Below are 21,931 nucleotides of genomic sequence, written 5' to 3' on the forward strand. Positions count from 1 at the left end.
GCGGAGATAGGGGCGAGTGGATGCCGGGTAGCAGGATGACGGCATGGATCTGCAGCTGCGCGGTACGAGCGCCCTCGTCACGGGCGCCGGGAGCGGCATCGGTCGCGCTGTGGCGTCGGCGCTCGCCGCGGAAGGCGTGCGGGTCATGCTCCTCGACCGCGACGAGAGCGCCGTGCGCGATGCTGCCCGCTCGTGCCCGGATTCGATCGTCCTCGTCGCCGACGTCACCGACGAGGAGCAGACGTCCTCAGCACTCGCTTCTCTGGAGCGCCTGGATGCCGTGGTCTGCTGCGCCGGGATATCCGGTCCCGTCGGCTCGGGCATAGAGGAGATCTCGCTCGGGGAATGGAACGCGGTCTTCGCCGTCAACGTCACGGGTCCCTTCCTCGTGCTGCGCCACGCGCTTCCTGCTCTGAGAGCGGCCGGCGCGGCATCCGTCGTCCTGGTATCCAGCGACTCCGCCTTCGTCGCCTCGCCGGGGATGGCGCCGTACTGCGCCTCGAAGGCGGCGCTCGTGCAGTTCGCGCGAGCCCTCTCCGTCGATCTCGCAGGCACCGGCATCCGGGTGAATACCGTCGCACCTTCGGTGGTCGACACTCCGATGAGCCGAGGCGATCTCGGCGACGCCGCGTTCGACGCGGCGGATTTCCCCGTGCAGACGGCAGACGAGGTGGCCGCCCACGTGGCCTATCTGGTGTCGCCGCGCAGTCGCGCGGTCAACGGAACCACCCTTCTCAGCGACTTCGGGTACACCGCCCGGTCGGGATTTCCCGCTTAGCGCGCACGCGCCGAACAGACAGGAGCAGCACATGGGACTCGCAGTGGGATCGACGGTCTCGGGACGCGTCGTCGTCATCACCGGAGGGGGCACCGGCATCGGCGCCGCGATCGCCGAGCGGTATGCGGCCGAAGGCGCACACGTCGTCGTGGTGGGTCGCCGACCGGAGCCGCTAGAACGGGTCGCGAAGGCGGTCGGGGCGAGGACGATCGTGGCGGATGCGGCGGACACAGCCTCTGCGAAGGCCGCCGTCGCCGAGGTTCTCGCGGCGTTCGGGCGCCTCGACGTGCTGGTCGCGAACGCCGGAGGCCACGGGTTCTCGCCCGTCGGCGAGACGGATGACGCGGGGTGGGAAGCAGCGATCCGCGCCAACCTCACCACCGCCTTCATCATGGCGCGTGAGGCGCTGCCGGCGCTCTTGGAGTCGAAGGGGCAGATCGTGATCGTGTCGTCTCTCGCGGGACTCTTCGCGGGTCCGTCGGTCGCCGGCTACACCGTGGGCAAGCACGCTCTGATCGGCCTCACCCGCACCCTCGCCCGCGACTACGGCAAGCACGGCGTGCGCGTAAACGCCGTCTGCCCCGGGTGGGTGCAGACGCCGATGGCCGACGAGGAGATGGACGAGTTCGCCTCGCACGCGGGTCTCGCCTCCCGCGAAGAGGCGTATGCGGCGGTCACCGCCGATGTGCCGCTGCGACGACCGGCGCGCCCGGCCGAGATCGCCTCGGTCGTGCGGTTCCTGGGCTCGGGGGAGTCGTCGTACATCACCGGCTCCGTGATCGTCGCCGACGGCGGCTCGCACGTCGTGGACGTTCCGACCATCGCGTTCGATCACGCCGGGATGTAGCGCCGGACGCGTGACCGAACCCGCATCCGGGACGGTCCGGATGCGGGTTCGGTCACGCGTCGGGCGGATTCGGCGGAGGCATGGCCGCCGGATGTGTGACTGGAGCGCAGAGGCGGTCACGGTTCAGGCGGCTTCCGCTGGGCTGAGTCGCCAGACGTGTGACTGGGGTGCGGAACTGGCCGCTGCCGGGGTGCCTTCGGCCGGGCCGCGAGATGTCCGCGACCAATGCCAGGGCGCTTGCGGCGGGCTCAGCCGACCGTGAGCTCGAACCCGTCGGCGGTCGCGACGACGGCCACCTGAGTGAGGTCGTCGACGTGGTGTTCGGGAGAGTGTGCGACTGCGTGCGCACCGACGCCGATCACACGCATGCCCGCAGCGTGGGCGGCCTGGATGCCGGCACCCGAGTCCTCGAAGACGATGCAGTCGGCCGGGTCGACGCCGAGCGTCTTCGCACCCAGCAGGAACCCTTCGGGGTCGGGCTTCGAGCGCGTCACGTTCTCGGCGGTCACCGCGGTCGTCGGCACGACGAGATCCGCGGCGCCCATGCGGGCATTCATCAGCCGCAGGTCGGCCGACGTCACGATCGCGTGTGGGTGGGGCCGGAGTGCCTCGAGCAGCACGTCTGCTCCGGCGATCGCGACGACGCCGTCGACGTCCTCCGCCTCGTTCGCGAGCATCGAGGCGTTCTCGGCGATGTTGATGGCGTGATCGCGCTCGGGCAGCATGATCGCCATGCTCTGGTGACCCTGGCGCCCGTGGATGACGCTGAGCACGTGCGCGGGATCGAGTCCGTGCGGCTCTGCCCACGCCAGCCAGATGCGCTCGACGGCGGCCGTCGAATCGACGAGGGTCCCGTCCATGTCGAGGAGGACGGCGCGGGCGTGGACGGTCTCGGTCATGCTCTCAGGCTAGCGTCCCGGGCTGAGCGCCCCTGCGGAGCTTCCCGTGCGAGAATCGTCGCCCCGAGAGCTGCGCAGGACGGCGATCCCCGTGACATGAACGGATCCTGATCCGCTCAGCCGCCGAGATACGCGCGGTGCAGCAGCTCGGGATCGGACTTGAGCTGCTCCGACGTCCCCTGGAACGAGACCTGACCGCCGGCGACGACAACGGCCTCGCGGGCGAGGTTCAGCGCGAGCTGGGTGAACTGCTCGACCAGCAGCACGCCGACGCCCGACTCGGCGATGGACTTCACGATCGGCATGAGCCGCATGAAGACCACGGGGGCAAGGCCCAGCGACATCTCGTCGATCAGCAGCACACGCGGTTTCGCCGCGAAGGCCCGTGCGAGCACGACCATCTGCTGCTCACCGCCCGACAGCAGCGCTGTCGGCGAGTCGATCCGCTTCTCGAGTTCGGGGAACTGCTCGAGCGCGGCGTCCAGCTCAGCCGGAGTCCGCGCGGTGAGCGAGATGTTCTCGCGCACCGTCAGCGATGGGAACACCGCCCGGCCCTGCTCGATGTGCACGATCCCGCGGCGGGCACGGGCGACGCGCGAGAGCTTGTCGATGGCCTCGCCGTCGAGGGCGAGCGTGCCGGCGGAGTGCGGAGTCACCCCCGACACGGACTCGATCAGACTGGTCTTGCCCGCGCCGTTCGGCCCGACGAGCGCGAGCACCTCTCCGCCGCGCACGGTGAGCGACACGTCGGAGATCACCGGCCCAGCTCCACGGCTGACGGTCACGCCGTCCAGGACGAGTTCACTCATGACAGCAGCTCCGTCTCTCCCATGTACGCCTTCACGACGTCGGGGTTCGCCAGCACCTCGGCCTGCGGGCCGCTCGCCAGCACTCGACCGAAGTCGAGCACGGTGAGCATCGGGCATACCGAGCGCACGAGATCGAGGTCGTGCTCGATGATGATCAGTGCGACGCCGTAGCGCCCGGGGAGCTCCCGCAGCCGTGCCGCGAGTGCCAGATGCTCCTCGTGCGACAGGCCGGCTGCCGGCTCGTCGAGGATGAGCAGTCGGGGGCGCGCGATCACGTTCGCCGCGACTTCGACCAGCCTCCGGGTGCCGACGTCGACGCTCGACAGGCGAGCCTTGGCCGGCGGGCAGCCGAAGAACTCCAGGACCTCGTCGATGTCGGATGCCGCGAGCCGCCGCCGCGCCACGAAGCGCACGTAGGCTCCGACGGTGAGCGCCGGCGGCACACGATCCTGCTGGAACGTGCGCCGAAGACCCAGGCGGGCGCGCCTCGTGGGGGAGAGGCCGGCGAGGTCGCGACCGCCCAGAAGCACGCGGCCGCCGTGCTTCGGCAGGAATCCGCCGATCGCGTCGACGAACGTCGACTTGCCGGCCCCGTTCGGCCCGATGAGGCCCATGATCGACGCGCTCGGCACCTGGAACGACACATCATCGAGGGCCTTCAGCGCCCCGAACTGCACCGTGAGCCCTTCGACGGTGAGCACGGGCGCGCCGTCGAGAGCGGCCTCGTCGACGGTCGCCGTGGTCGTGGTGGTGATGACCGCTGCATCGGCTTCGGCATCCGGAGGCAACGCCGTCAGCGCCGCGCCCGCGGTCCTGCGGTCCGCGCGGCGCCAGATCAGATCGCGGACGGTCTGTCCCAGGTTCGTGCCGCTGGTCAGAGCCTGCACGCCGAGCACGCCGAAGACGACGAAGCCCCAGTTCTGGTCGATGCCCCACCGCTTGAGGAGCTCCGGCACGAGCACCCAGAGGATGCCGCCGAGGATCGCCATGTCGATGAGGTGCGCGCCCGACATGATCGCCAGGACATAGAGCGCGAGCGACTGCAGCGGAGTGAAGCTCGAGGCGAAGGGCAGTTGCACCTGGCCCGCGAGGAGACCACCGGCGATCCCGCCGAGGGCCGCTGACACGGCGAACGCCGTGAGCTTCGCGACCTGCACGCTCTGTCCTGCCGCCGCGGTGCCGCGCTCGGAGAAGGCGACGGCCTTCCACGACGAGCCCCAGCGCCCTCGCTGGAGGAAGAACACGCCGAGACCGCAGACGGCGAGCACGACGACGGAGAGGAAGAAGAACTGCCGGTCGTTCGAGAACAGCTCCGGGCGCTCGATCGAGGTGCCGTCGACAGAACCGGGGAACTGGATCTGCACGAGCGTGACGTCGGCTGCGGCGGCGAATCCCAGGGTGACGACCGCGAGATTCACTCCGCGCAGGCGCAGCGCCGGCAGCCCGACGATGATGCCCACGAGACCGGCGGCTATGCCTCCGAGCACAAGCCAGACGACGAACCCGCCCGGCGCCTGCATCACGTTCAACAGCGAGACGATCCACGAGCCGACGGCCGCGAAGGTGAGCTGGCACAGGGCGATCATCCCGGCCGAGCCGGTGACGATCCCGAGTCCGAGGATGGCGATGGCCGCGACGACCGCGCTGATCGCCAGGAAGACGAAATAGCCGGGCAGGGCGGCGCTGAGGATCGCGCCGATGCCGACGGCGGCTGCCGCGACGGCGAACGGCCAGGTGGACTTGAACCAGGAGCGGTCAGCGAGCGGCATCCCACACCTCCTTGCGCTGGGTCCACAGCAGCAGGACCACGATGAACAGGAACGGGAGGAAGTTGCGCACCAGGGCGACCTCGTCGAGCTGCGCGACCAGGCCGCCGAGCACGCCCAGCACGATGCCGCCGACGACGGCGAGGTCGAGCCGGCGGAAGCCGCCGAGCAGCGCGGCGGCAGCGGCGGGCACGATGAGCATCGAGAGTCCGGTGGCGTCGCTGGACTGCGTCGGCGCGACGATGATGATCGCGATGGCGCTGATGACTCCGGTGACGAACCACACCGAGATCGACAGCGGACGGGAGCGGATGCCGAGCAGCTCCGCCGTGGTCGGACGCTCGGACAGCGCCCTCAGCTGCGTGCCCACCCTCGTGCGGCGGAGGACGACGCGAACGACCACCGCGGCCACGACCGCCATCAGCACCGTGGCGACGGTCACCTGGCTGACGACGACGCCGCCGAACGAGAATGCCGGTCCCGCGATGATCGGCGTGAACGGCTGCGGCTTGTTGCCGAACAGGATGAACGACAGCGAGATCAGCAGGAGCAGAGGTCCGACGGTCATCGCCGAGCGGGTCGTCGTGGACGCCTCCGAGAGCCAGGTCGCAGCGATCCATCCGATCGCCGCCGACAGGAGCCCGGCGACGAGGATCCCGATGATCGAGCCGAGCCAGATCGGCAGGCCCAGTCTGCTCACGAACCACACGGCCGTGAACGCGCCGAACATCCCCGTGGCGGCCTGAGCGAAGTTGACGACCCGCACGAGGCGGCTCATCAGCGTCAGGCACACGCCGAGGACGGCGTAGAGTCCGCCGGCGGCGAGTCCGGCTATGGCGCCTTGCAGCATGAGGCGTCCTTTCTGATCTGAGGGGAGGAGACCCCCGGTCGTTGAGCGAGGCACCCGGTCGTTGAGCGAGCGAAGCGAGACGAAACGCAGTGACCGACGTTCGGCGCCGGGTGAGGCGTTTCGTCTCGGTCGCTCCGCTCCCTCGCTCAACGACCGGGAGCGAAGAGCGACTATTCGCCGATGCGCAGCCAGTCTTCGGAGACCTTCTCCCAAGCGTTCGTGCCGGATTTCAAGATGATCGGCCAGCCGGCGGTGTTCTGCGTGCCGAACGCGTAGGGCGTTCCCACCATCGGGTTGTCGATCGGGTCCATGCCCTGCAGCGCCTTCGTCACGCTCTCGCGGGTGATGTCGCCCTTGATGGACTTCAGCACCTCGATGAAGTACGTCGCGGCGAGGTAGCCGCCCTGGCTGAACGACGTGAGCGGGATGTCGTTCTTCTCCATCAGCGCCCGCCAGTCCTTGTTGATGTCGTTGTCGTCGGTGAACGGATAGAACTCGGCAGGCACGTAGATGCCGGCGCCCGCGTTGTCGACCGCCTTCGCGAAGTTCTCGCTGTAGACGCTGGTGAGGTAGAGCCAGGTCACGTCGTCCCAACCCTGTGCGTTGGCGGCCTTGACCTGACCGATCGCGTCGGGCTCGACGGGGTTGATCGCGAGAGCCTTGCAGCCCTGCTCACGCGCCTTCACGATGTACGGCGTGTAGTCGGATGCTCCGTAGGGCACGGTGTCGTCGACGTACTTCGGCTTCTTGCCGGTGATCTCGGTCCACTTGTCGATCGCGGCCTGGTAGGTCGGCCGGGTGGAGCCGGCGATCTCGAGAAGCACGCAGATGTCGTCGAGGCCGAGGACCTCAGATCCGTACTGCAGCGTCAGGGTCATGTCGTTGAACGGTCCGACGTTCGCAGGCGAGATGTTCTCGCTGTCGAAGCATCCCGTGTCCACGCCGATGCCGGGAATGGAGAGGATGCTCTCCTGCTCGTAGTATTTGGCGTTGATCTCGCACTCGATGAGGCTGGCCGAGCCCACGAGCGCGACCGCTCCGTCGCTGCCGACCAGCTCTCGGGCCGACGCCGTCGCCGTGGCGGGATCGCCCTTGTCGTCGAGCGCCTTGTAGTCGATCTTCTGTCCGTTCAGACCACCTTCTTCGTTGAAGGCGTCGAACACGGCTGCCGCCGCCTGCGACGCCTCCGGGAATGTCGCCGGGCCGCTGATCGTGTTAACGGATCCGACGACGATCGAACCGCCCCCGCTGCCGGATCCACCGTCATCGGCGCAGCCGGACAGGATGAGGGCTGCCACGGCGAAAAGGGCCGCGGTGCCTGCTACTCGCTTGTTCATGTGCGTTGTTGCCTCTCGGTTCTCGGGTGTTGCTGTGTGTCGTTCAGTCGCGCAGTGCGCGATTGACCAGCTCGGTGTCGGTGAACTGCTCGAACGCGGCGACCCGCCCGTCGGTCAGCCGCCAGACGTGCGCGACGCGCGCGGCGAAGAAGCGCCCCGTCCGGATGTAGGTGCCGGAGTACGTGCCGATGCCGACGACGACGTCTCCGCCGTCGATGACCTCGTCGATCGCGAGCGTGTAGTCGTCCCACTCCTCCTGGATGCGCTGGAACACGTTGGCGGCGACGGCATCCGGTCCGACGTAGGTGCCTGCGTACGGGAATCCCGCAGCCTCCGTCCACTGCACATCGTCGGCCAGCGGCGCCAGCATCCCCTCGAGGTCTCCCCGGTCGCTGGCGGCGTAGTGGGCGAGGATGATGTCTGCGTTCCTCATGTGATCTCCTTCTGTTCCTTCTGGGTCCCTGAGCCTGTGGAAGGGGTCACACCGGCTGGGCGTCGGGGTAGGAGACGGAGCCGAGCGGGTAGATGTGGCCTCCCGCGCGGGAGTGCTCGGCGTCGCCGTCGCCGTTGAGGCCGAGGAAGATCCCCGTGGTCATGAGCTGATAGCCGAGGTCGTGCAGCCAGACGCTGGCGACAGCGATGCGGAACTCGCGGAAGCAGAAGAGGTACAGGCCGTCGGCGAACTTCCACACGGTCGACAGGTCCATGTCGCCGTGACCGCGCTGCACTCCCTCCAGGCACTGCCACGCGTAGCGAAGGCTGGAGACGTAGACGTGCTCGTAGAGATGGTGCGGGCTGTAGCGGTACACGTTGCGCTTGCCGATGAGATCGCGGCTCGGCCCCGGAACCTCGCCCGTCGCCGGACCACGGTCGGTGGTCGCGGCCCAGAAGTCCTGACCGACCTGCGGAACGCCCTCCACCGCCTCGGCGGCGATACGGGAGCGGACCACGGTCGCGCGGTGGGTCGTGGTCGAGTAGGCGACGGTGATCGATTCGCGTTCACGGCTCTCGAGAGGGATGTTTACGAACACGACGTCATCTCGCACGGCGACCGCATCGTAGGGGTCGGTTCCGGCCGCCTCGAATCCGGTCCAGGTGACGGCCACGGAATCGAAGGAGAGCGCGAGGATCGAGCCGTCGTCGAGTGTCAGCGTGAGAGCCGTGCCGGCGAGGGTCGTGTTCGGCAGGCGGAACGCGTCGATTCCGGCGGCGAACTCGTCGTAGGTGCGCCACTCATCGAGCGCCGGGTCGGTGGAGGTGTCGGCCATGGGTGTCCTGACGTCGCACGCGGCGGAGCGTCGTCGCTCCGGGCACCGCGGCTTCGCGATGCGCTTGCCTCATGCTCGATCCGAGAGGGGCATCCGCTCAAGGCGTGCGCGACCATCGCGCGCCGAGAGTCAAACGGCGTGCCCTCCGGGGCAAGTCGGCTGGAGAGCAAAGTCCCCGCGCGTGCCACCATCGACGCTGCGCGCCACCGTCGAGTGGACGTCGGGATCGTGGTGGCGTGTCCGGATCCGGGTGGCGGAGCGGAAGCCGGGGGCGTCAGTGCGCGGTGCGGTACTCGCTGGGGGATACGCCGAAGGTGGTCTTGAACGCGCGGCTGAAGTGCGCGGCATCCACGAAGCCCCACCGTGCGGCGATCGCGGCGACCGGGCGATCGGCCAGCATCGGGTCGAGCAGGTCGCGGCGGCACTGCTCGAGGCGGCGTGTGCGGATCCACGTGGACACCGTGACGCCCTGCTCCTGGAACAGGCCGTGCAGATGGCGGGTCGAGATGTAGTGCGCCGACGCGATCGACGCGGGGCCGAGGTCAGTCGACGCGAGATTGCGCTCGATGTAGGAGCGGATGCGCTGCACCAGGGCGCGATGAGGGTCGGCGGACACCTCATCGAGTCCGAGCTCGCGGGTGAAGACCGTCGAGACCAGATCGAGGGCGCTGTGGGCGAGGCGCGCCCCGGTCGTGCCTGCGAGCTGATCGAGGTTGCCGGCCAGTTGCGTCAGGTAGGGAACCACCATGCTCCCCAGCCCCTCCTGCCCTGAGATCCGTACGGCGGTGAGCTGGCCGATCATCTCAGGAGGCAGGCTGATCAGGTGCTTCGGGAACATCACGACCATGGTGCGGAAGTCCTCGTCGAACACCAGGGAATACGGGCGATCGGTGTCGTACACCGCGAGATCGCCCGGGCGCAGCACCGCCTCGCGGTCGTCCTGGATGAGCATGCCGGTTCCGGCGAGCATCAGGCTCACCTTGAAGAACGAGCGGTCGCCTCGGGCGATGAGCTCGGGCGTGCGCTCGACGACGTGGGAGGTCGCGCGCAGGTCGGTGACGTGGACCTCGTCGACGGATGCTGCGCGGATCATGCCGCGGAAATGGTCGGGTCCGCTGCTGGACACCTGGAGGGGGACGAACGACTCCGACACCGCGGCGCGGAAATCGCTGATGTTGCGCGCGATGAGAGTCGACACCGATTCGGCGGAGGCCATGGGTGCACCGTTCATGAAAGATCACCTCGGGTGGTGGAACGACGACGTTGTATACGATCCGTTCCGTGATGCTATCACCGACCGTGCCACGCCGGCACGACTTCTAGGATGTGGAGCGGAGGTGCGCATGAAGACGGTCGGCGACAGGGTCATGCAGGTGCTGCGCCAGCTGCGCGGACCCGACACATCGGACTCGGTGTTCGAGGCGACGGCCCTGATCGTGGGGGCGGTGTTCCTCGTTCTCGGCTTCGCGATCGCCTTCCCTGTGTTCTTCGGGCACGAGCTCACGATCAGCGGCACGGGATCGATCGGCAGCTTCGCCTCCTACGGCGGTGCGATCACGGCGGTGCTCGCGTTCGTCCTCGGGCGCCTCGCCGTGCGCCCGGAGGAGATCCGTGAGGACGCCGTGCGCGACGGGTTCAGCGTGCCGGGTGACCGGCTGCGCTGGTACGACCTCGCCGCGATCGCCTTCGCGCACGCGGCGATCGCCTATCTTGGCTGGCTCGGCGTCGCTGAGCTTCTCGAGCGCAGCTTCATCGGGGCGCCGGTCTTCCCTTTTCCCGGGGCGATCCTCGTGAGCGTCGCTTTCGCGCTCACGGCGTACGTGGCCTTCCTCAGCGCGGTCGCTCTCACCCCGATGGTGCTCTCCCTCGTGCTCGCGGTGTTCCTCGTGGTCGGCGCCTTCGCCGCGATGCTCGCCTCGAGCGATCCCGACTGGTGGCGCAACAACCTGTCCGCGCTCGGCATGAGCACGAACAGCGCGTCGATCGCCTTCAACGCCACACTGGTCATCGCGGGAGTGATGATCACCACGATCTCCCGCTACGCCACCGCGGGGCTCCCCGTCGACGAAGACGGGGCCCGTCGCGGACGCTTCATCGTGCGCGGAGGCCTCATCCTGATGGGCGTCTTCCTGGCGTGCGTCGGAGTCTTCCCCGTCGACGAGTTCTTCCTGGTGCACAACACCGTGGCGACCGGGATGACCGTGGTGTTCGCCATCGTCGTGGTGGGGTTGCCGTGGTTCCTGAGGTCGATACCCCGCGTGTTCGTCCTGTTCGGCTGGGCGTACGTTCTCGTGATCGTCATGCTCGGCGTCTTCTTCGCCGTGGGGTACTACAACCTCACCGCGGTCGAGCTGATCGCAGCAGTGCTGATCTTCAGCTGGATCATCGTGTTCCTCCGCACAGCGGGCTCGGTGACCGGGGGCTCCCGAGGCGACCCGGCCTCGGCCCGAACGGATCGGGCGCGGGCCGGGTCGCCCGATCTGCTCGCAGGCTGAACTCAGCCCCGACGCGCTCTGAGCGTGAACAGGGCCGTCAGGAGTCCTGCCGCGGCGATCGCGGCCGCGCCGAGGAAGGCCGCGCTGTAGCCATCTGCCGCGCTGGTGCTCGCACCTGCGCTCACCGCGGTGAGGACGGCCAGTCCGACGGCCGAGCCGATCTGATAGCTCGTGTTCACCAGGCCCGATGCGACGCCGGCTTCGTCGGGCGGTGCGCTGGCGATCGCCGTGCTCAGAGACGGGACGAAGGCGAGTGCCATGCCGGAAGCGGCGACCAGCGAGGCCGGCAGCACGTGCAGGACGTACACGCCGTCCTCCGGCGCGAAGGCCAACCACGCCACACCGGCGCCGAGCAGGGCGAATCCGGACACGACCATGGTGCGCGTCGTCAGCGTCGATGCGAGACGCGGGGAGACGAGAGTCATCCCGATCACGATCAGAACGGTCATCGGCACCAGTGCGGCACCGGCGGCGAAGGCCGAGGCGCCCAGGGACTTCTGCAGATACAGATTCAGGAAGAACCACATCGGAATCCACGCGGCTCCCAGCAGCAGCTGGGCGATGTTGGCGCCGGCGAGGTTGGGCAGACGCAACATCCCCAGGCGAAGCAACGGCTGCGCCGCACGAGTCTGTCGCGCGACGAAGAGGCCGAGCAGCAGCAGTCCTGCTGCCAGTGCGCCGATCGCCTCGACGCTGACCCAGCCGGCTTCGGGGGCGCGGACGATGCCGTACACCGTGAGTGCCAGACCCGCGGTGCCCGTGAACGCGCCGGTCAGGTCGACGCGTCCGGAGCTGCGGGCCCCGGCGGGGAACGCCATCGGCGTGAGAGCGAGGATCACGACCGCGATCGGCACAGTGACGTAGAACACCCATGGCCAGCCGATGTACTCGGTGAGAACACCGCCGAGGAAGACTCCCGCGGTTCCGCCGATCGGTGCGGCCGCGCCATAGACGGCGAAGGCGCGGGGAAGCTGGGGCGTTCCACCGAACAGCGCCATCAGGAGGGACAGCGCGGCGGGAGCGATCAGCGCCGCGCCCGCTCCCTGTACAGCCCGGGCGGCGATCTCGACCCAGGCATCACCGGCGGCGCCGGCGGCCAGGGAGCCGAGGATCAGAACGGCCCATCCGATCGTGAAGACGCGTCGTGCCCCGAGGAGATCGGAGAGTCGGCCGCCGAGCAGCAGCAGGCCGCCGAACGCCACGACGTAGGCGTTGAACACCCACGACAGGCTCTCGGACGTGAAGCCGACATCTCGGGCGATGTCGCTCAGAGCGACGCCGATGATCGAGGTGTCCATGATGACGACGAACTGGGCGGCTGCGATGAGCACCAGCCCCAATCCACGGTGCGGTGCGTGCCGGAGCGTGTCGGCTCCAGCGCTCTGAGTCGTTGACACAGGAAATCCTCTCCATCGTGGACGCCGACGGCCGGCGTCCCTCGAAGAGGTGAAGCTAATACCCCCAGGGGGTATTCCCGAATGCGGGAATGATCTCGATCGGCGCCGTCGGAATCACTCCACGCGCAGCGGCCGAGTGGCGTCGGCGGTGCGCTGCAGCGCATGCACGGAGTGTGCGTGCCGACGCTGGGCGACTCCGATGAAGAGCGCGTCGACGAGGGCGAGCTGAGCGATCCGGCTGACCATGGCGCCGGCGCGGAAGCGTGACTCCCTGGCATGCGTGAGCAGGATGTGTTCGGCTTCTCGGGCGATGGGGGAGTCGGCCGCTCCCGCGATGGCGATCGTCGCGGTGCCGGTGGCTCGAGCCGTCTGCAGGAAGCGCAGGGTCTCGAGCGCGGTGCCCGAGTGGGAGAAGCCGATCGCCACCGACCTCGTCGCCGTGAGGGCGGCGGCGGCGCTCGCCTCGTGAGCGTCCGAGAGCACGATCGCGGATCGTCCGATGCGCAGCAGCTTGTGGCCGAGATCGTCGGCGGCGAGACGGCTCGCGCCGATCCCGAACAGCAGCAGCCGTTCGGAGGCGTCGATCGCGTCGATCGCGGATTCGAGCACGTCGTAGTCGAGGTTGCCGATCGTCTCCTCGATCGCGAGCAGCTCGAGTGCGGCGATCTTCGATGTCGCCTCGCGCAGGGAGTCGCCCGCGGAGATCTCGGAGCCGAATCCGCGCGGCTCCTTGAACTGCACGGACTCGCGCCCGAGCTCGGTGGCGAGCGAGACGCGCAGCGCCGCGTATCCGCCGGCCCCGATCGCCCGGCAGAACCGCACGACGGAAGCCACGGACGTGTCGCACGCCGCTGCCAGTTCGTTGATCGTGCAGTCGACGACGATCGAAGGGTTGTCCCTCACGGTGCGGGCGATGCGCGCCAGAGTCGGCGGCAGGGTCTCGACGGCTGTCGCGATGGTGGTCTGGATGCTCATGCCTGTCTTCCGTCTTGATTCGTGTCTGAACAATTGTTTCATGCAATACACGATTCACGTAGAGTATTTTCATGACCTCGTCCGTTCCTTCCGCGGCCATCGATCTCGGCAAGACGCGCTGCCGCCTTCTGCTGACCGACGGCGACGAGAGAATCCGAATCGACGGTGACGGCGCTCCAGGGCTCGCCTCCTCGCAGGGCGTCGACGCCGCCGTCGCGGCGATCGACGCATTGCTCAGGCATGTCGACGCGACTCTTGCGCATCTGGGCGTCGGCGCCGCGGGGGCGTGGGTCGCGCCAGAAGAGGCGGGCATGCTCGCTCGCCGTCTGGCCGCACGCACGGGCGCCTCCGTCGTCGTCGCCTCTGACGTCGTGACCGCGCACCTCGGCGCGCTGGGCGGGGAGGCGGGGACTCTGCTGATCGCCGGAACGGGGGCTGCGGCGCTCGGCGTCGACGCCGGCGGCGCGCGCCTCGTCGACGGGTGGGGGCCCGATCTCGGCGACTTCGGCAGCGGCTCGTGGCTCGGTCGCGAGATGCTGCGTGCGGTCGTCCGCGCAGACGTCGGTCTCGGCCCCGAGACCGCGCTGACGCGCGTCGTCACGGAACGTGTGGGCGCGGCATCCGTCATCCCCTCGTGGATCGCCCGCGACGAGCCTCTCGCACGCCGCCTCGCCACTCTGGCGCCGTCTGTGCTCGATGCCGCGGAAGACGGTGACGTCGTCGCCCGCGGCATCGCCGATGAGGCCGTGCGGCTGTTGACGGCGTCGGCCGCGGCCGCCTCGTCTTCCGTCGCGGTGGCTGTGCACGGCGGCCTCATGGATCACCCCTGGTTCCGCGCGAAGCTCGGCGCATCGCTCGTGACAGCGGGACGGACCGTCGTGCCCGCGGCGGGCGACGCCCTCGACGGCGCGCTCCTGCTCTCCCGCCGCACTGATCTTCCCCACGAAAGGTTCGCGCACCGTGCCGAATGACGATCTCCGCCTGACCGAACTGCTCGACGAGCTCTCGCGCCTCAGCACCGAGGATTCGACGACCGAACGCGGAGATCTCGATCTGCTCGAAACCGTCGACCTCGTGCGCGCGATGAATGCCGAGGACCGCGGGGTGCCCGACGCCGTGGCCGCCCGGGCCGCCGAGATCGCCGCCGCGGTCGACGGCATCACCGCCCGGTTCCGCCGAGGGGGCCGCCTCATCTACATCGGCGCCGGCACCGCCGGTCGGGTGGGCGTGCTCGATGCGAGTGAGTGCCCGCCGACCTTCGGCACCGACCCCTCGATGGTGGTGGGGCTCATCGCCGGAGGTGAGACGGCGATCCGGTCCGCAGTCGAGAACGCGGAGGATGACGCGGACGCCGCCGAGAGGTCGTTGCGCGACCTCGACCTCGCTGAACGCGACGTGGTCGTCGGGATCTCCGCGTCGGGTCGCACCCCGTACGTCGTGGGCGGCCTGCGCTACGCGCGCCGTACCGGCGCGCTCACCGTCGCCATCGCCTCGAACGATCACTCGGCGATCGGTGCAGAGGCCGAGGTCGCGATCGAGGTGACCACGGGCCCCGAGTTCATCTCGGGCTCCACTCGGCTGAAGTCCGGGACAGCGCAGAAGCTCGTCGTGAACATGCTCACGACGCTGTCGATGATCAAGCTGGGCAAGACGTACCGCGGTGTCATGGTCGACCTGGTCGCGACAAACGAGAAGCTGCGGGCGCGGTCGATCCGCACCGTGTCTCAGCTCGCGGGCGTCGGCACAGAGGAGGCGTCGGACGCTCTCGCCGCAGCCGACGGCTCGGTCAAGCTCGCGCTGCTGATGCTCGCCACCGGAGCGGATGCGGACGCGGCGGCATCCGCACTGGCCGCCGCCGATGGCATCCTGCGTGAGGCGATAGCCTCGCTCGCCTGACGACTCAGTGCCCGCAGGTGCAGGCGGCGCCCCCGCCGCAGCATCCGCCATCCGCTTCGCCGTGCGCCTGGGACGACTCCGGCACGTCCATCGCCGGGTTCTGATCGAGGAAGCCGTAGGGCTTGAGCCAGAAGCCTGCGTAGTCGACGGGCATGATCGGCCAGTCCTCGGGGCGAGGGAAGTGCGTGAGGCCGAACGTGTGCCAGAGCACGATGTCCTCCCCGTCCAGCGACCGGTCACCGGACGCGTACTCGGGCAGGCCCGCACCTCCCTGATGCGCGTTCGGGTAGCGTCCGGCCGGCCAGATCTGCCCCGGCTCGTGCTGGGTCGCCCACAGGTGCCTGGTCGCGAACGCGGCTCTAGCGGCCACGGATGACGCCGGATCCGCCATCAGGAGCGCGGTGGGCTCAGGAATCAGGTGATACGCGGTGGGCCGTCCGACCGCGTTCGTGCGCGATGCGCTCTGCACCTCCCACACCCGGGCGACCGAGGTGTCGGCGTCTCGCTGCGCCTGCTTCTCAGTGGTCAGCGGCGTCTCCGACCAACTGAAGGCGTTGCCGAAGGGGTTCTCCGGACCCATCGGCACGCGCTGCGCGTCGATCTCGACCAGACGGTTGTCTTCGCCGTCGATCGCGACGTCGAGGCGCGCGCTGAACAGGTGCTGGTGCACCGGGGCGAACACGCCGGGGGCGAGCTCGGTGGCGTGTCTCTGAGGCACGCCCGGCTCACCCGCCCCGACGAACACGATGCCCGTGGCCTTCGCCACGACCTCGATGGATCCGTCGAGGTAGAAGTGCCAGTAGAAGCCGTAGTCGTAGTTGCCGATCGTCGAGAAGTACGAGACGACGAAGCGGCGCGAGCGGCGCACATCCGAGCGGCCATCGAGGTTCGTGTGCTTCCAGAGGATGCCGTAGTCCTCCTCGTGCATGCAGACGACGTTCGGGATGCGCACGGGATGTCCGTGGTCGTCGGCGACGTAGCCGTCGAGGTAGCGGATCACACCGAGGCAGTCGCAGCCGAGCTCGAGGTGGTTGGCGTTCTTGCCGAGAAGGTACTCGCCGGCGTCGAAGTAGCTGATCCAGAAGCGACCAGGGGCGGTGTCGCCGTAAGGCACGACCATCTCGGGTACGCTGGCGCGGCTGAGCACCGAGCGGCCGTCGAAGGTCACGTCATGGAGCACGAGGCCCTCGCGCGCGTTGAAGCTCACCCGCATCGCCCAGTTCTCCCACTCGACCAGCGAACCGCTCACCGCGAAGCTCGGTCCTTCGGGCTGGCTGATCTCGATGGGCTTGAGGGTGGTGCGCGCCTCACCCTGCACCTCGGGATAGTAGTTGCCGTGACCGGCGGGAACGGGGACGTCGCCCACATCCTCGACGCGGATGACGCTGTTCGAGGTGAGATCGATGTGCACGATCAGGCCTTCGACGGGGTGAGCCCAGGGCGAGTCGTCCTCGTCGTATCGTAGGAAGGTCAGCGAGCGGATGACGCGGCGCCCGACCTCGTCGGCGCGGCCCGTGTAGCCCGGCGCGAGCGGGCCGCAGAATGCGAGGTCGATGTGATCGGCGAGACCGCGGCGCGTCATCGCGGCCTGCCACTCCGGCGACGCCTTCGCGATGACTTCGGCGCGCTCGTACTCCTCGAAGAGGTACTGCGGCTGCCCGTACGGCGGGGCGTCGTTCGGGACCCGCTCGGCCCGCACGACCTCGCCGCGCGTGATCGAGACGACGACCTCGGTGGCGACGCCTGTGGCGATGTCGAGCAGGGTCGCGTCGACTCGTCGATCGATCGGTGCGCCAGGCGTCCAACCGGCGAGTTCGGCCTTGGTGGGCTCATCCGGAAGGAGCATCGGCACCCGGACGGTCTCGCCCAGGAGGCCTGCCGCGTCGAGCACGGCGCGGGCTGCGGCGATCTCGGCTCCGGTGAGCGGATCGAGCGGGTGGGGGACGGCGAACTTCTCGATGGTGACGGGCTGGTGGGACATCGGCCTACCTCACTATTTCGAGCGAATGCTCAATAAACGGGTTGCGATGATGCTACGCCGGGGTTGCGGGCGTGCACAAGCCCCGCGGTGATCCGGCTGTCCGCCGGGCTGCGCCGTGCGAAACGTCGGAGTCGCTGCTCGCCGCGCCGCCTCGCGGCATCCGCCGACGGCGTGCCGCGCGGGCCGTCCGACTTTTCCAACGCGCCGCCGCGCGGGGAGGGGGCTGCGTGCGGATGCGGGGGAGTGCGTTCGTGCCGGTCAGGAGCGCCAGGGGGCGAGGATGCTGTCGAGCACCGCGATGTGGGCGGCGGCATCCTGCGGCTCGGTCACTTCGACGACCTGCTGGCCATAGGTGATCGAGCGGAGCAGGGCCATCACGGCCTCGGTCGGGGTGCCCGGTGCGAGTTCGCCGTCGGCGACCGCTTCGTCGAGCGCGCTGCGGATTCCGCTCTGCCAGGTCGCGAGCGTCGGCGCCGCGGCGTCGGGTGCTGATGCGAGTGTGGCGAGGCGGCCCCAGAACCCGACGACGACACGCGCTTCTGCGCGGGTGCGGTCGTCGACCGGCAGTACTTCGCGCATGAGCGCATCGAGGCGGGCGAGGCCTCTGAGGCCGGCCGTGGCGATCGTGATGCGTTCGTCGGTGCTGCGGGTCACCTCGGCGGCCGCGGCGCGGATGACCTCGTCGAATCCGTCGAAATAATGCCAGAGCGATCCGGTGGCGACGCCGAGCTCCTTCGCGACGGCGCGCGACGACACGTTCTCGTGGCCGTCCCGCGCGGCGACGGCGAGCAGCGCCTCGGCGATCTGCCGGCGGCGCTCATCGTGATCGACGACGCGGGGCACATGCCCATCCTGCCCCATCCGAGAAGAGTGTGGCTATTTTGAGCAAATGATCAATATAATTCAGGCGTGGATCACGCACTGGCTGCGGCGCACTGGCTGACGGCGGGGGCGGCACTCGTCTCGGCCGCCGCCTGCGTCGCGGCGTGGCGTGCGGTGCCGTGGCAGGGGCGGCAATCCGCGCTCGCATCAGCGGCAGCCATGCTGGCCCTCGCCGCAGGCGAGGTCCCTGCCGGGATCGGGTTGCTCCTCGGGGCGGCTCTTCTCGTCTCGGCGATGCTGGGGACGGCGGGGGTGCGCGGGACGACCGCGGCCGCGACCTGCTGCCATCGAGCAGTCGGTTCTCTGGTCATGGCGGTCTGCGTCTTCCAGGGCGCATCCGGTGGGACCGCCTCAGCGCCGACGGCGCATGCCGGGCACGGGCTCACGGGAGTCCTCGCCGTGCTCGGAGCCGTCGGCGTCGTCGGGATCGTCGTCTGGACCGTGGTGACGCAGTGGTTCATGGAACCTGTTCATCGCGGTCGCGTCGGTCGGTTGCTCGCTCTGGAGTCGTGGGCGATGGCCGCCGGCATGGCGATGATGCACGCCGCCGCCTGATCCGCCGGTCGCTGATCAGTGCGCCCCGCCGAACTCGATCAGCCCGACGCCGACGGCGATCAACGCGACGCCCGCGGCCATCACGAGCGAGAAGTGGTCTTTGAAGATCACTCGGCCGAGGACCGCTGTGATCGCGACTCCAGCGGCGGCCCACACGCCGTAGGCGACGCCGACCGGCATTCCCATCGCGAGGATGGCGCCGAGCAGGGTGAAGGCTGCCAGGTAGCCGACCACGATCACGGGAATCCAGCGCTTGCGACGCAGCCCCTCGGATGCCCGCAGGCTCAGGGTCGCCGTGACCTCGCTCGCGATCGCCAGAGCGAGCAGAGCCCAGGTCACGACGTCGCCTCCTTCGTGTGACCTGCACGCGAGCCGAGTTCGACGAGGAGCACCCCGACGACGATCACCGCGATGCCGACGATCTGCACCGCGCCGAGCAGCTCGCCGAAAAGCACGGCTCCCATCACGGCGGTCAGCACCACGCCGATGGCCGACCAGATGCCGTAGGCGACGCCCACCGGCATCCCGCGGTCGAGGACGACCGAGAGCAGCCAGAGGGATCCGGAATAGCCGATCACGACCGCGATGAGCCAGAGCGGGTGCGTGAAGCCCTCGGCTGCGCGCAGCGACAAGGTGGCGGTGACTTCGAGGGCGATCGCGGTCAGGAGCGGCAGCCAAGCCGAGGGGCGGGTGCGTGTCATCGATCGCCTTTCTGCGTCTCGTGATGTGAACCTGAGGGATGCTCTCCTGATTCCCCGTCGAGCCGATCGACTATTCCGCAGCGCGAGAGGATTCGTCGCCCCGTGCCGACCGCGCGTACCCTGAGAGCACCCCCGATGCTCCACCCGGCGATTCCGCGCGCCGGTCACTCTTCGGCGCGCGCTCACAGATGCAAGGATGCAGATGACCGACGTACACGGCGACGACTGGCTGGCACGCGAGGAACTGGCCGAGCGGATGATCCCGCTCATCGGCTCCCTCCGACGGGAACGCGATGTGATCACCTCGCTGCACGGGCACCGCCTGCTCGGGCTGTCGGCGACCGGCATCGTCGAGGTGCACGACCGCGTCGCGCGGCTGGGGCACGCTCCGCTGGCGCTCGAGGACACGCTCGCAGTACTCGAGGCCGTGCACGCTCTCGCGCCCGGGGCGGCATCCATCGACGTCGCCCGGCTCGTCGAAGGACGCGGCATCGGCGCGCTCGAGGAGTACCTCGCCGAGGCGCTCGCCCCGGCGTCCGGTGCCGTCGCAGCCGACCCCACCGACGTCGTGCTCTACGGTTTCGGTCGCATCGGGCGTCTGCTCGCCCGCATCCTCATCGCCCACACTGGTGGCGGCAGCGGTCTGCGCCTGCGCGCCATCGTCGTTCGCCGCGGCTCGGAGAACGACCTCGTCAAGCGCGCCTCGCTGCTGCAGCGCGACTCGGTGCACGGCAGCTTCGCCGGCTCCGTCACCGTCGACGAGCAGGCCGAGCAGATCATCGCGAACGGCACGCGCATCCAGGTCATCTACTCCGACGACCCCGCCTCGATCGACTACGCCGCCCACGGCATCCACGATGCGATCGTCGTCGACAACACCGGACGCTGGCGTGACGAGGCCGGCCTCTCGCAGCACCTGCGCGCGAACGGCGTCGCCCGTGTGCTGCTGACGGCGCCGGGCAAGAGCCCGCTCAAGAACATCGTGCACGGCATCAACCACGGCACGATCGAGCCGTCCGACCGCATCCTGTCTGCGGCATCCTGTACGACCAACGCGATCACGCCCGTGCTCGCCGCGATCGATGAGGCGTACGGCGTCGTCAAGGGTCACGTCGAGACCGTGCACTCGTTCACGAACGACCAGAACCTCATCGACAACTTCCACAAGGGCGACCGTCGTGGCCGCTCGGCCGTGCTGAACATGGTCATCACCGAGACCGGAGCCGCGAAGGCGGTGTCCAAGGCGCTGCCCCAGCTCGAGGGCAGGCTCACCGGAAGCTCGATCCGCGTGCCCACACCCGACGTCTCGCTCGCCGTTCTGCACCTGACCATCGCTCGTCCTGCGACCAAGGAGCAGGTGAACGACTACCTGCGCCGGGTGTCGTTGCACTCCAAGCTGCGCCAGCAGATCGACTACGTGGAGTCGCCCGAGGTCGTCTCGACAGACTTCGTCGGCTCGCATCGCGCGGGCATCGTCGATGGGCTCGCGACGATCGCCGACGAGGACACCCTCATCCTCTACGTCTGGTACGACAACGAGTTCGGCTACTCCTGCCAGGTCATCCGCGTGCTCGAGACCATGGCGGGATCGCACCCGGTCGTCCTGCCCGCACGACGCGTGGTGACGCTCGAGGGCTGATGTCGGCGGAGCAGGGCATCATGGTGTCATGACGCCCAGCGCCCTGCTCTCCGACCGGCTGCGATCGCATCGTCTGACGGCTCCGGCCCGGTCGGTGACAGATGCCGCGGCGCACATGCTCGCGGTGCAGAGCCAGGAGTTCCTGGGCGGAAGATGGGCGCTCGGGATCCGCTCCTCCGGATCGCCGACGCTGTCCGCAGTCGACCGCGCCTTCGCGAACGGGCAACTCGTCCGGTCGTGGACCATGCGCGGCACTCTGCACATCATCCCCGCCGCCGATCTGCGCTGGGTGCTCTCCGTGACCGGTGCCCGCCAGCGACAGCAGGTCGCGGGCCGGCACCGGGAACTCGGCATCGACGCGGAGCTCCTGGCCCGCGTCGCACAGACGTTGCGCACGAAACTCGCAGATGGCGGGCGCACCAGGGCCCAGCTGCTCGACGACATCGCCGAGCTCGGCATCGACCCGGCAGCGCAGCGCGGCGTGCACATCATCGGGGCGCTGTGCGTGGATGCCGTGCTCGTGCAGGGGCCGGTGGTCGCGCGCGACGGCGCCGTGGGGCGGGAGCAGCTGTTCGTCCTCGTCGACGAGCACATCCGAGACGCGCCGTTTCCCGACGATCCGCTGGCCGAGATGTTCGTGCGCTACATCGACGGCCACGGGCCGGCCGGCGCCGCCGACTTCGCCTGGTGGTCGGGGCTCACCCTGGGGGTGGCGCGCGAGGCCGTCGAACGCGGCCGGCAGCGTGTCGACGAGGTGTCCGAGGGGCTCTTCGTCTCGTCTTCGCGCCCTCGGCGCGCGTCGGGCGGCGACGTTGTGCGCGCTCTGCCGATGTTCGACGAGTACTACATCTCGTAT

General features: G+C 69.1%; 22 protein-coding genes. 8 read left to right on the forward strand and 14 right to left on the reverse strand.

Translation table 11 applies throughout. The features are described 5' to 3' along the window. Positions 1-43 precede the first annotated feature (43 nt). Both ACI3KT_RS15820 and ACI3KT_RS15825 read left to right on the forward strand, forming a co-directional pair. Entirely contained in the window at positions 44-778 is a 735-nt protein-coding gene (locus ACI3KT_RS15820) for an SDR family NAD(P)-dependent oxidoreductase (RefSeq protein ID WP_404905506.1), read from the forward strand. A gap of 31 nt (positions 779-809) precedes the next feature. Then, positions 810-1,625: an SDR family NAD(P)-dependent oxidoreductase gene (locus tag ACI3KT_RS15825; protein ID WP_404905508.1), complete on the forward strand. Its 816-nt coding sequence runs from the start codon at positions 810-812 to the stop codon at positions 1,623-1,625. A gap of 248 nt (positions 1,626-1,873) precedes the next feature. Here ACI3KT_RS15825 and ACI3KT_RS15830 read toward each other — a convergent pair whose 3' ends face one another. The 8 genes from ACI3KT_RS15830 to ACI3KT_RS15865 all read right to left on the reverse strand — a co-directional run bounded on the left by ACI3KT_RS15830 (position 1,874) and on the right by ACI3KT_RS15865 (position 9,785). Further along, complete coding sequence (locus ACI3KT_RS15830) at positions 1,874-2,524, reverse strand: HAD-IA family hydrolase (protein WP_307295480.1); 651 nt, start codon at positions 2,522-2,524, stop codon at positions 1,874-1,876. Between the two features lie 116 nt (positions 2,525-2,640). Then, on the reverse strand, positions 2,641-3,333 hold the full coding sequence (locus ACI3KT_RS15835; RefSeq protein ID WP_404905510.1) for an ABC transporter ATP-binding protein: 693 nt from the start codon (positions 3,331-3,333) through the stop codon (positions 2,641-2,643). Further along, the gene (locus tag ACI3KT_RS15840) at positions 3,330-5,102 is read right to left on the reverse strand and encodes an ABC transporter permease subunit (RefSeq protein WP_404905512.1); all 1,773 of its coding nucleotides are present in this window, start codon (positions 5,100-5,102) and stop codon (positions 3,330-3,332) included. Before ACI3KT_RS15840 ends, ACI3KT_RS15835 begins: the two co-directional genes overlap by 4 nt. Then, the gene (locus ACI3KT_RS15845; RefSeq protein WP_292906529.1) at positions 5,089-5,949 is read right to left on the reverse strand and encodes an ABC transporter permease subunit; all 861 of its coding nucleotides are present in this window, start codon (positions 5,947-5,949) and stop codon (positions 5,089-5,091) included. The genes ACI3KT_RS15840 and ACI3KT_RS15845 overlap by 14 nt, the downstream gene beginning before the upstream one ends. A 170-nt stretch (positions 5,950-6,119) precedes the next feature. Further along, positions 6,120-7,286 carry an ABC transporter substrate-binding protein gene (locus tag ACI3KT_RS15850; RefSeq protein ID WP_307295483.1) on the reverse strand — a complete coding sequence of 389 codons (1,167 nt, stop codon included), beginning with the start codon at positions 7,284-7,286 and terminating at the stop codon, positions 6,120-6,122. A gap of 43 nt (positions 7,287-7,329) precedes the next feature. Beyond that, positions 7,330-7,719, reverse strand: coding sequence for a nuclear transport factor 2 family protein (locus ACI3KT_RS15855; protein WP_292906533.1), 390 nt, complete (start codon positions 7,717-7,719; stop codon positions 7,330-7,332). Positions 7,720-7,765: 46 nt separating this feature from the next. Then, positions 7,766-8,554, reverse strand: coding sequence for a MoaF C-terminal domain-containing protein (locus tag ACI3KT_RS15860; protein WP_404905514.1), 789 nt, complete (start codon positions 8,552-8,554; stop codon positions 7,766-7,768). 274 nt (positions 8,555-8,828) lie between these two features. Then, positions 8,829-9,785, reverse strand: a complete 957-nt coding sequence (locus ACI3KT_RS15865; RefSeq protein WP_404905516.1) for a helix-turn-helix domain-containing protein — start codon at positions 9,783-9,785, stop codon at positions 8,829-8,831. Positions 9,786-9,897: 112 nt separating this feature from the next. Here ACI3KT_RS15865 and ACI3KT_RS15870 point away from each other — a divergent pair, with 112 nt between their 5' ends. Beyond that, positions 9,898-11,049 (forward strand): DUF998 domain-containing protein, encoded by a 1,152-nt coding sequence (locus ACI3KT_RS15870; RefSeq protein ID WP_404905518.1) that lies wholly within the window; start codon positions 9,898-9,900, stop codon positions 11,047-11,049. A 2-nt stretch (positions 11,050-11,051) separates the two neighbouring features. On the opposite strand, the gene ACI3KT_RS15875 is transcribed toward ACI3KT_RS15870, so the two are convergent. After that, complete coding sequence (locus ACI3KT_RS15875) at positions 11,052-12,446, reverse strand: MFS transporter (RefSeq protein ID WP_404905520.1); 1,395 nt, start codon at positions 12,444-12,446, stop codon at positions 11,052-11,054. Between the two features lie 114 nt (positions 12,447-12,560). Continuing rightward, positions 12,561-13,421, reverse strand: a complete 861-nt coding sequence (locus ACI3KT_RS15880; RefSeq protein WP_404905522.1) for a MurR/RpiR family transcriptional regulator — start codon at positions 13,419-13,421, stop codon at positions 12,561-12,563. 71 nt (positions 13,422-13,492) lie between these two features. Here ACI3KT_RS15880 and ACI3KT_RS15885 point away from each other — a divergent pair, with 71 nt between their 5' ends. Together ACI3KT_RS15885 and murQ are read left to right on the forward strand one after the other, a co-directional pair. Further along, positions 13,493-14,392, forward strand: coding sequence for an N-acetylglucosamine kinase (locus ACI3KT_RS15885; RefSeq protein WP_404905523.1), 900 nt, complete (start codon positions 13,493-13,495; stop codon positions 14,390-14,392). Next, a complete protein-coding gene (murQ, locus tag ACI3KT_RS15890) occupies positions 14,382-15,317 on the forward strand; it encodes an N-acetylmuramic acid 6-phosphate etherase (RefSeq protein WP_404905524.1) in 936 nt (311 codons plus the stop codon). The genes ACI3KT_RS15885 and murQ overlap by 11 nt, the downstream gene beginning before the upstream one ends. A gap of 4 nt (positions 15,318-15,321) precedes the next feature. Here murQ and ACI3KT_RS15895 read toward each other — a convergent pair whose 3' ends face one another. Both ACI3KT_RS15895 and ACI3KT_RS15900 read right to left on the reverse strand, forming a co-directional pair. After that, entirely contained in the window at positions 15,322-17,298 is a 1,977-nt protein-coding gene (locus ACI3KT_RS15895; RefSeq protein ID WP_404905525.1) for a primary-amine oxidase, read from the reverse strand. 258 nt (positions 17,299-17,556) lie between these two features. Then, the gene (locus ACI3KT_RS15900; RefSeq protein WP_404905526.1) at positions 17,557-18,141 is read right to left on the reverse strand and encodes a TetR/AcrR family transcriptional regulator; all 585 of its coding nucleotides are present in this window, start codon (positions 18,139-18,141) and stop codon (positions 17,557-17,559) included. A gap of 66 nt (positions 18,142-18,207) precedes the next feature. Between ACI3KT_RS15900 and ACI3KT_RS15905 the strand changes: the two genes are divergently transcribed. Beyond that, a complete protein-coding gene (locus ACI3KT_RS15905) occupies positions 18,208-18,735 on the forward strand; it encodes a hypothetical protein (RefSeq protein ID WP_404905527.1) in 528 nt (175 codons plus the stop codon). A 15-nt stretch (positions 18,736-18,750) separates the two neighbouring features. Here the strand turns inward: ACI3KT_RS15905 and ACI3KT_RS15910 are convergent, their stop codons facing one another. Both ACI3KT_RS15910 and ACI3KT_RS15915 read right to left on the reverse strand, forming a co-directional pair. After that, on the reverse strand, positions 18,751-19,074 hold the full coding sequence (locus ACI3KT_RS15910) for a DMT family transporter (RefSeq protein ID WP_404905528.1): 324 nt from the start codon (positions 19,072-19,074) through the stop codon (positions 18,751-18,753). After that, the gene (locus tag ACI3KT_RS15915) at positions 19,071-19,436 is read right to left on the reverse strand and encodes a DMT family transporter (protein ID WP_404905529.1); all 366 of its coding nucleotides are present in this window, start codon (positions 19,434-19,436) and stop codon (positions 19,071-19,073) included. The genes ACI3KT_RS15910 and ACI3KT_RS15915 overlap by 4 nt, the downstream gene beginning before the upstream one ends. A 196-nt stretch (positions 19,437-19,632) precedes the next feature. On the opposite strand from ACI3KT_RS15915, the gene ACI3KT_RS15920 reads away from it, so the two are divergent. Together ACI3KT_RS15920 and ACI3KT_RS15925 are read left to right on the forward strand one after the other, a co-directional pair. After that, a complete protein-coding gene (locus ACI3KT_RS15920; protein ID WP_404905530.1) occupies positions 19,633-21,075 on the forward strand; it encodes a glyceraldehyde-3-phosphate dehydrogenase in 1,443 nt (480 codons plus the stop codon). Between the two features lie 28 nt (positions 21,076-21,103). Continuing rightward, positions 21,104-21,931 (forward strand): winged helix DNA-binding domain-containing protein (locus ACI3KT_RS15925; protein ID WP_404905531.1); only part of this gene is annotated, 828 nt, incomplete at its 3' end.

Origin of the sequence: Microbacterium sp. ZW T6_19 (assembly GCF_044987465.1) — a bacterium.
GTDB lineage: Bacteria > Actinomycetota > Actinomycetes > Actinomycetales > Microbacteriaceae > Microbacterium > Microbacterium natoriense_A.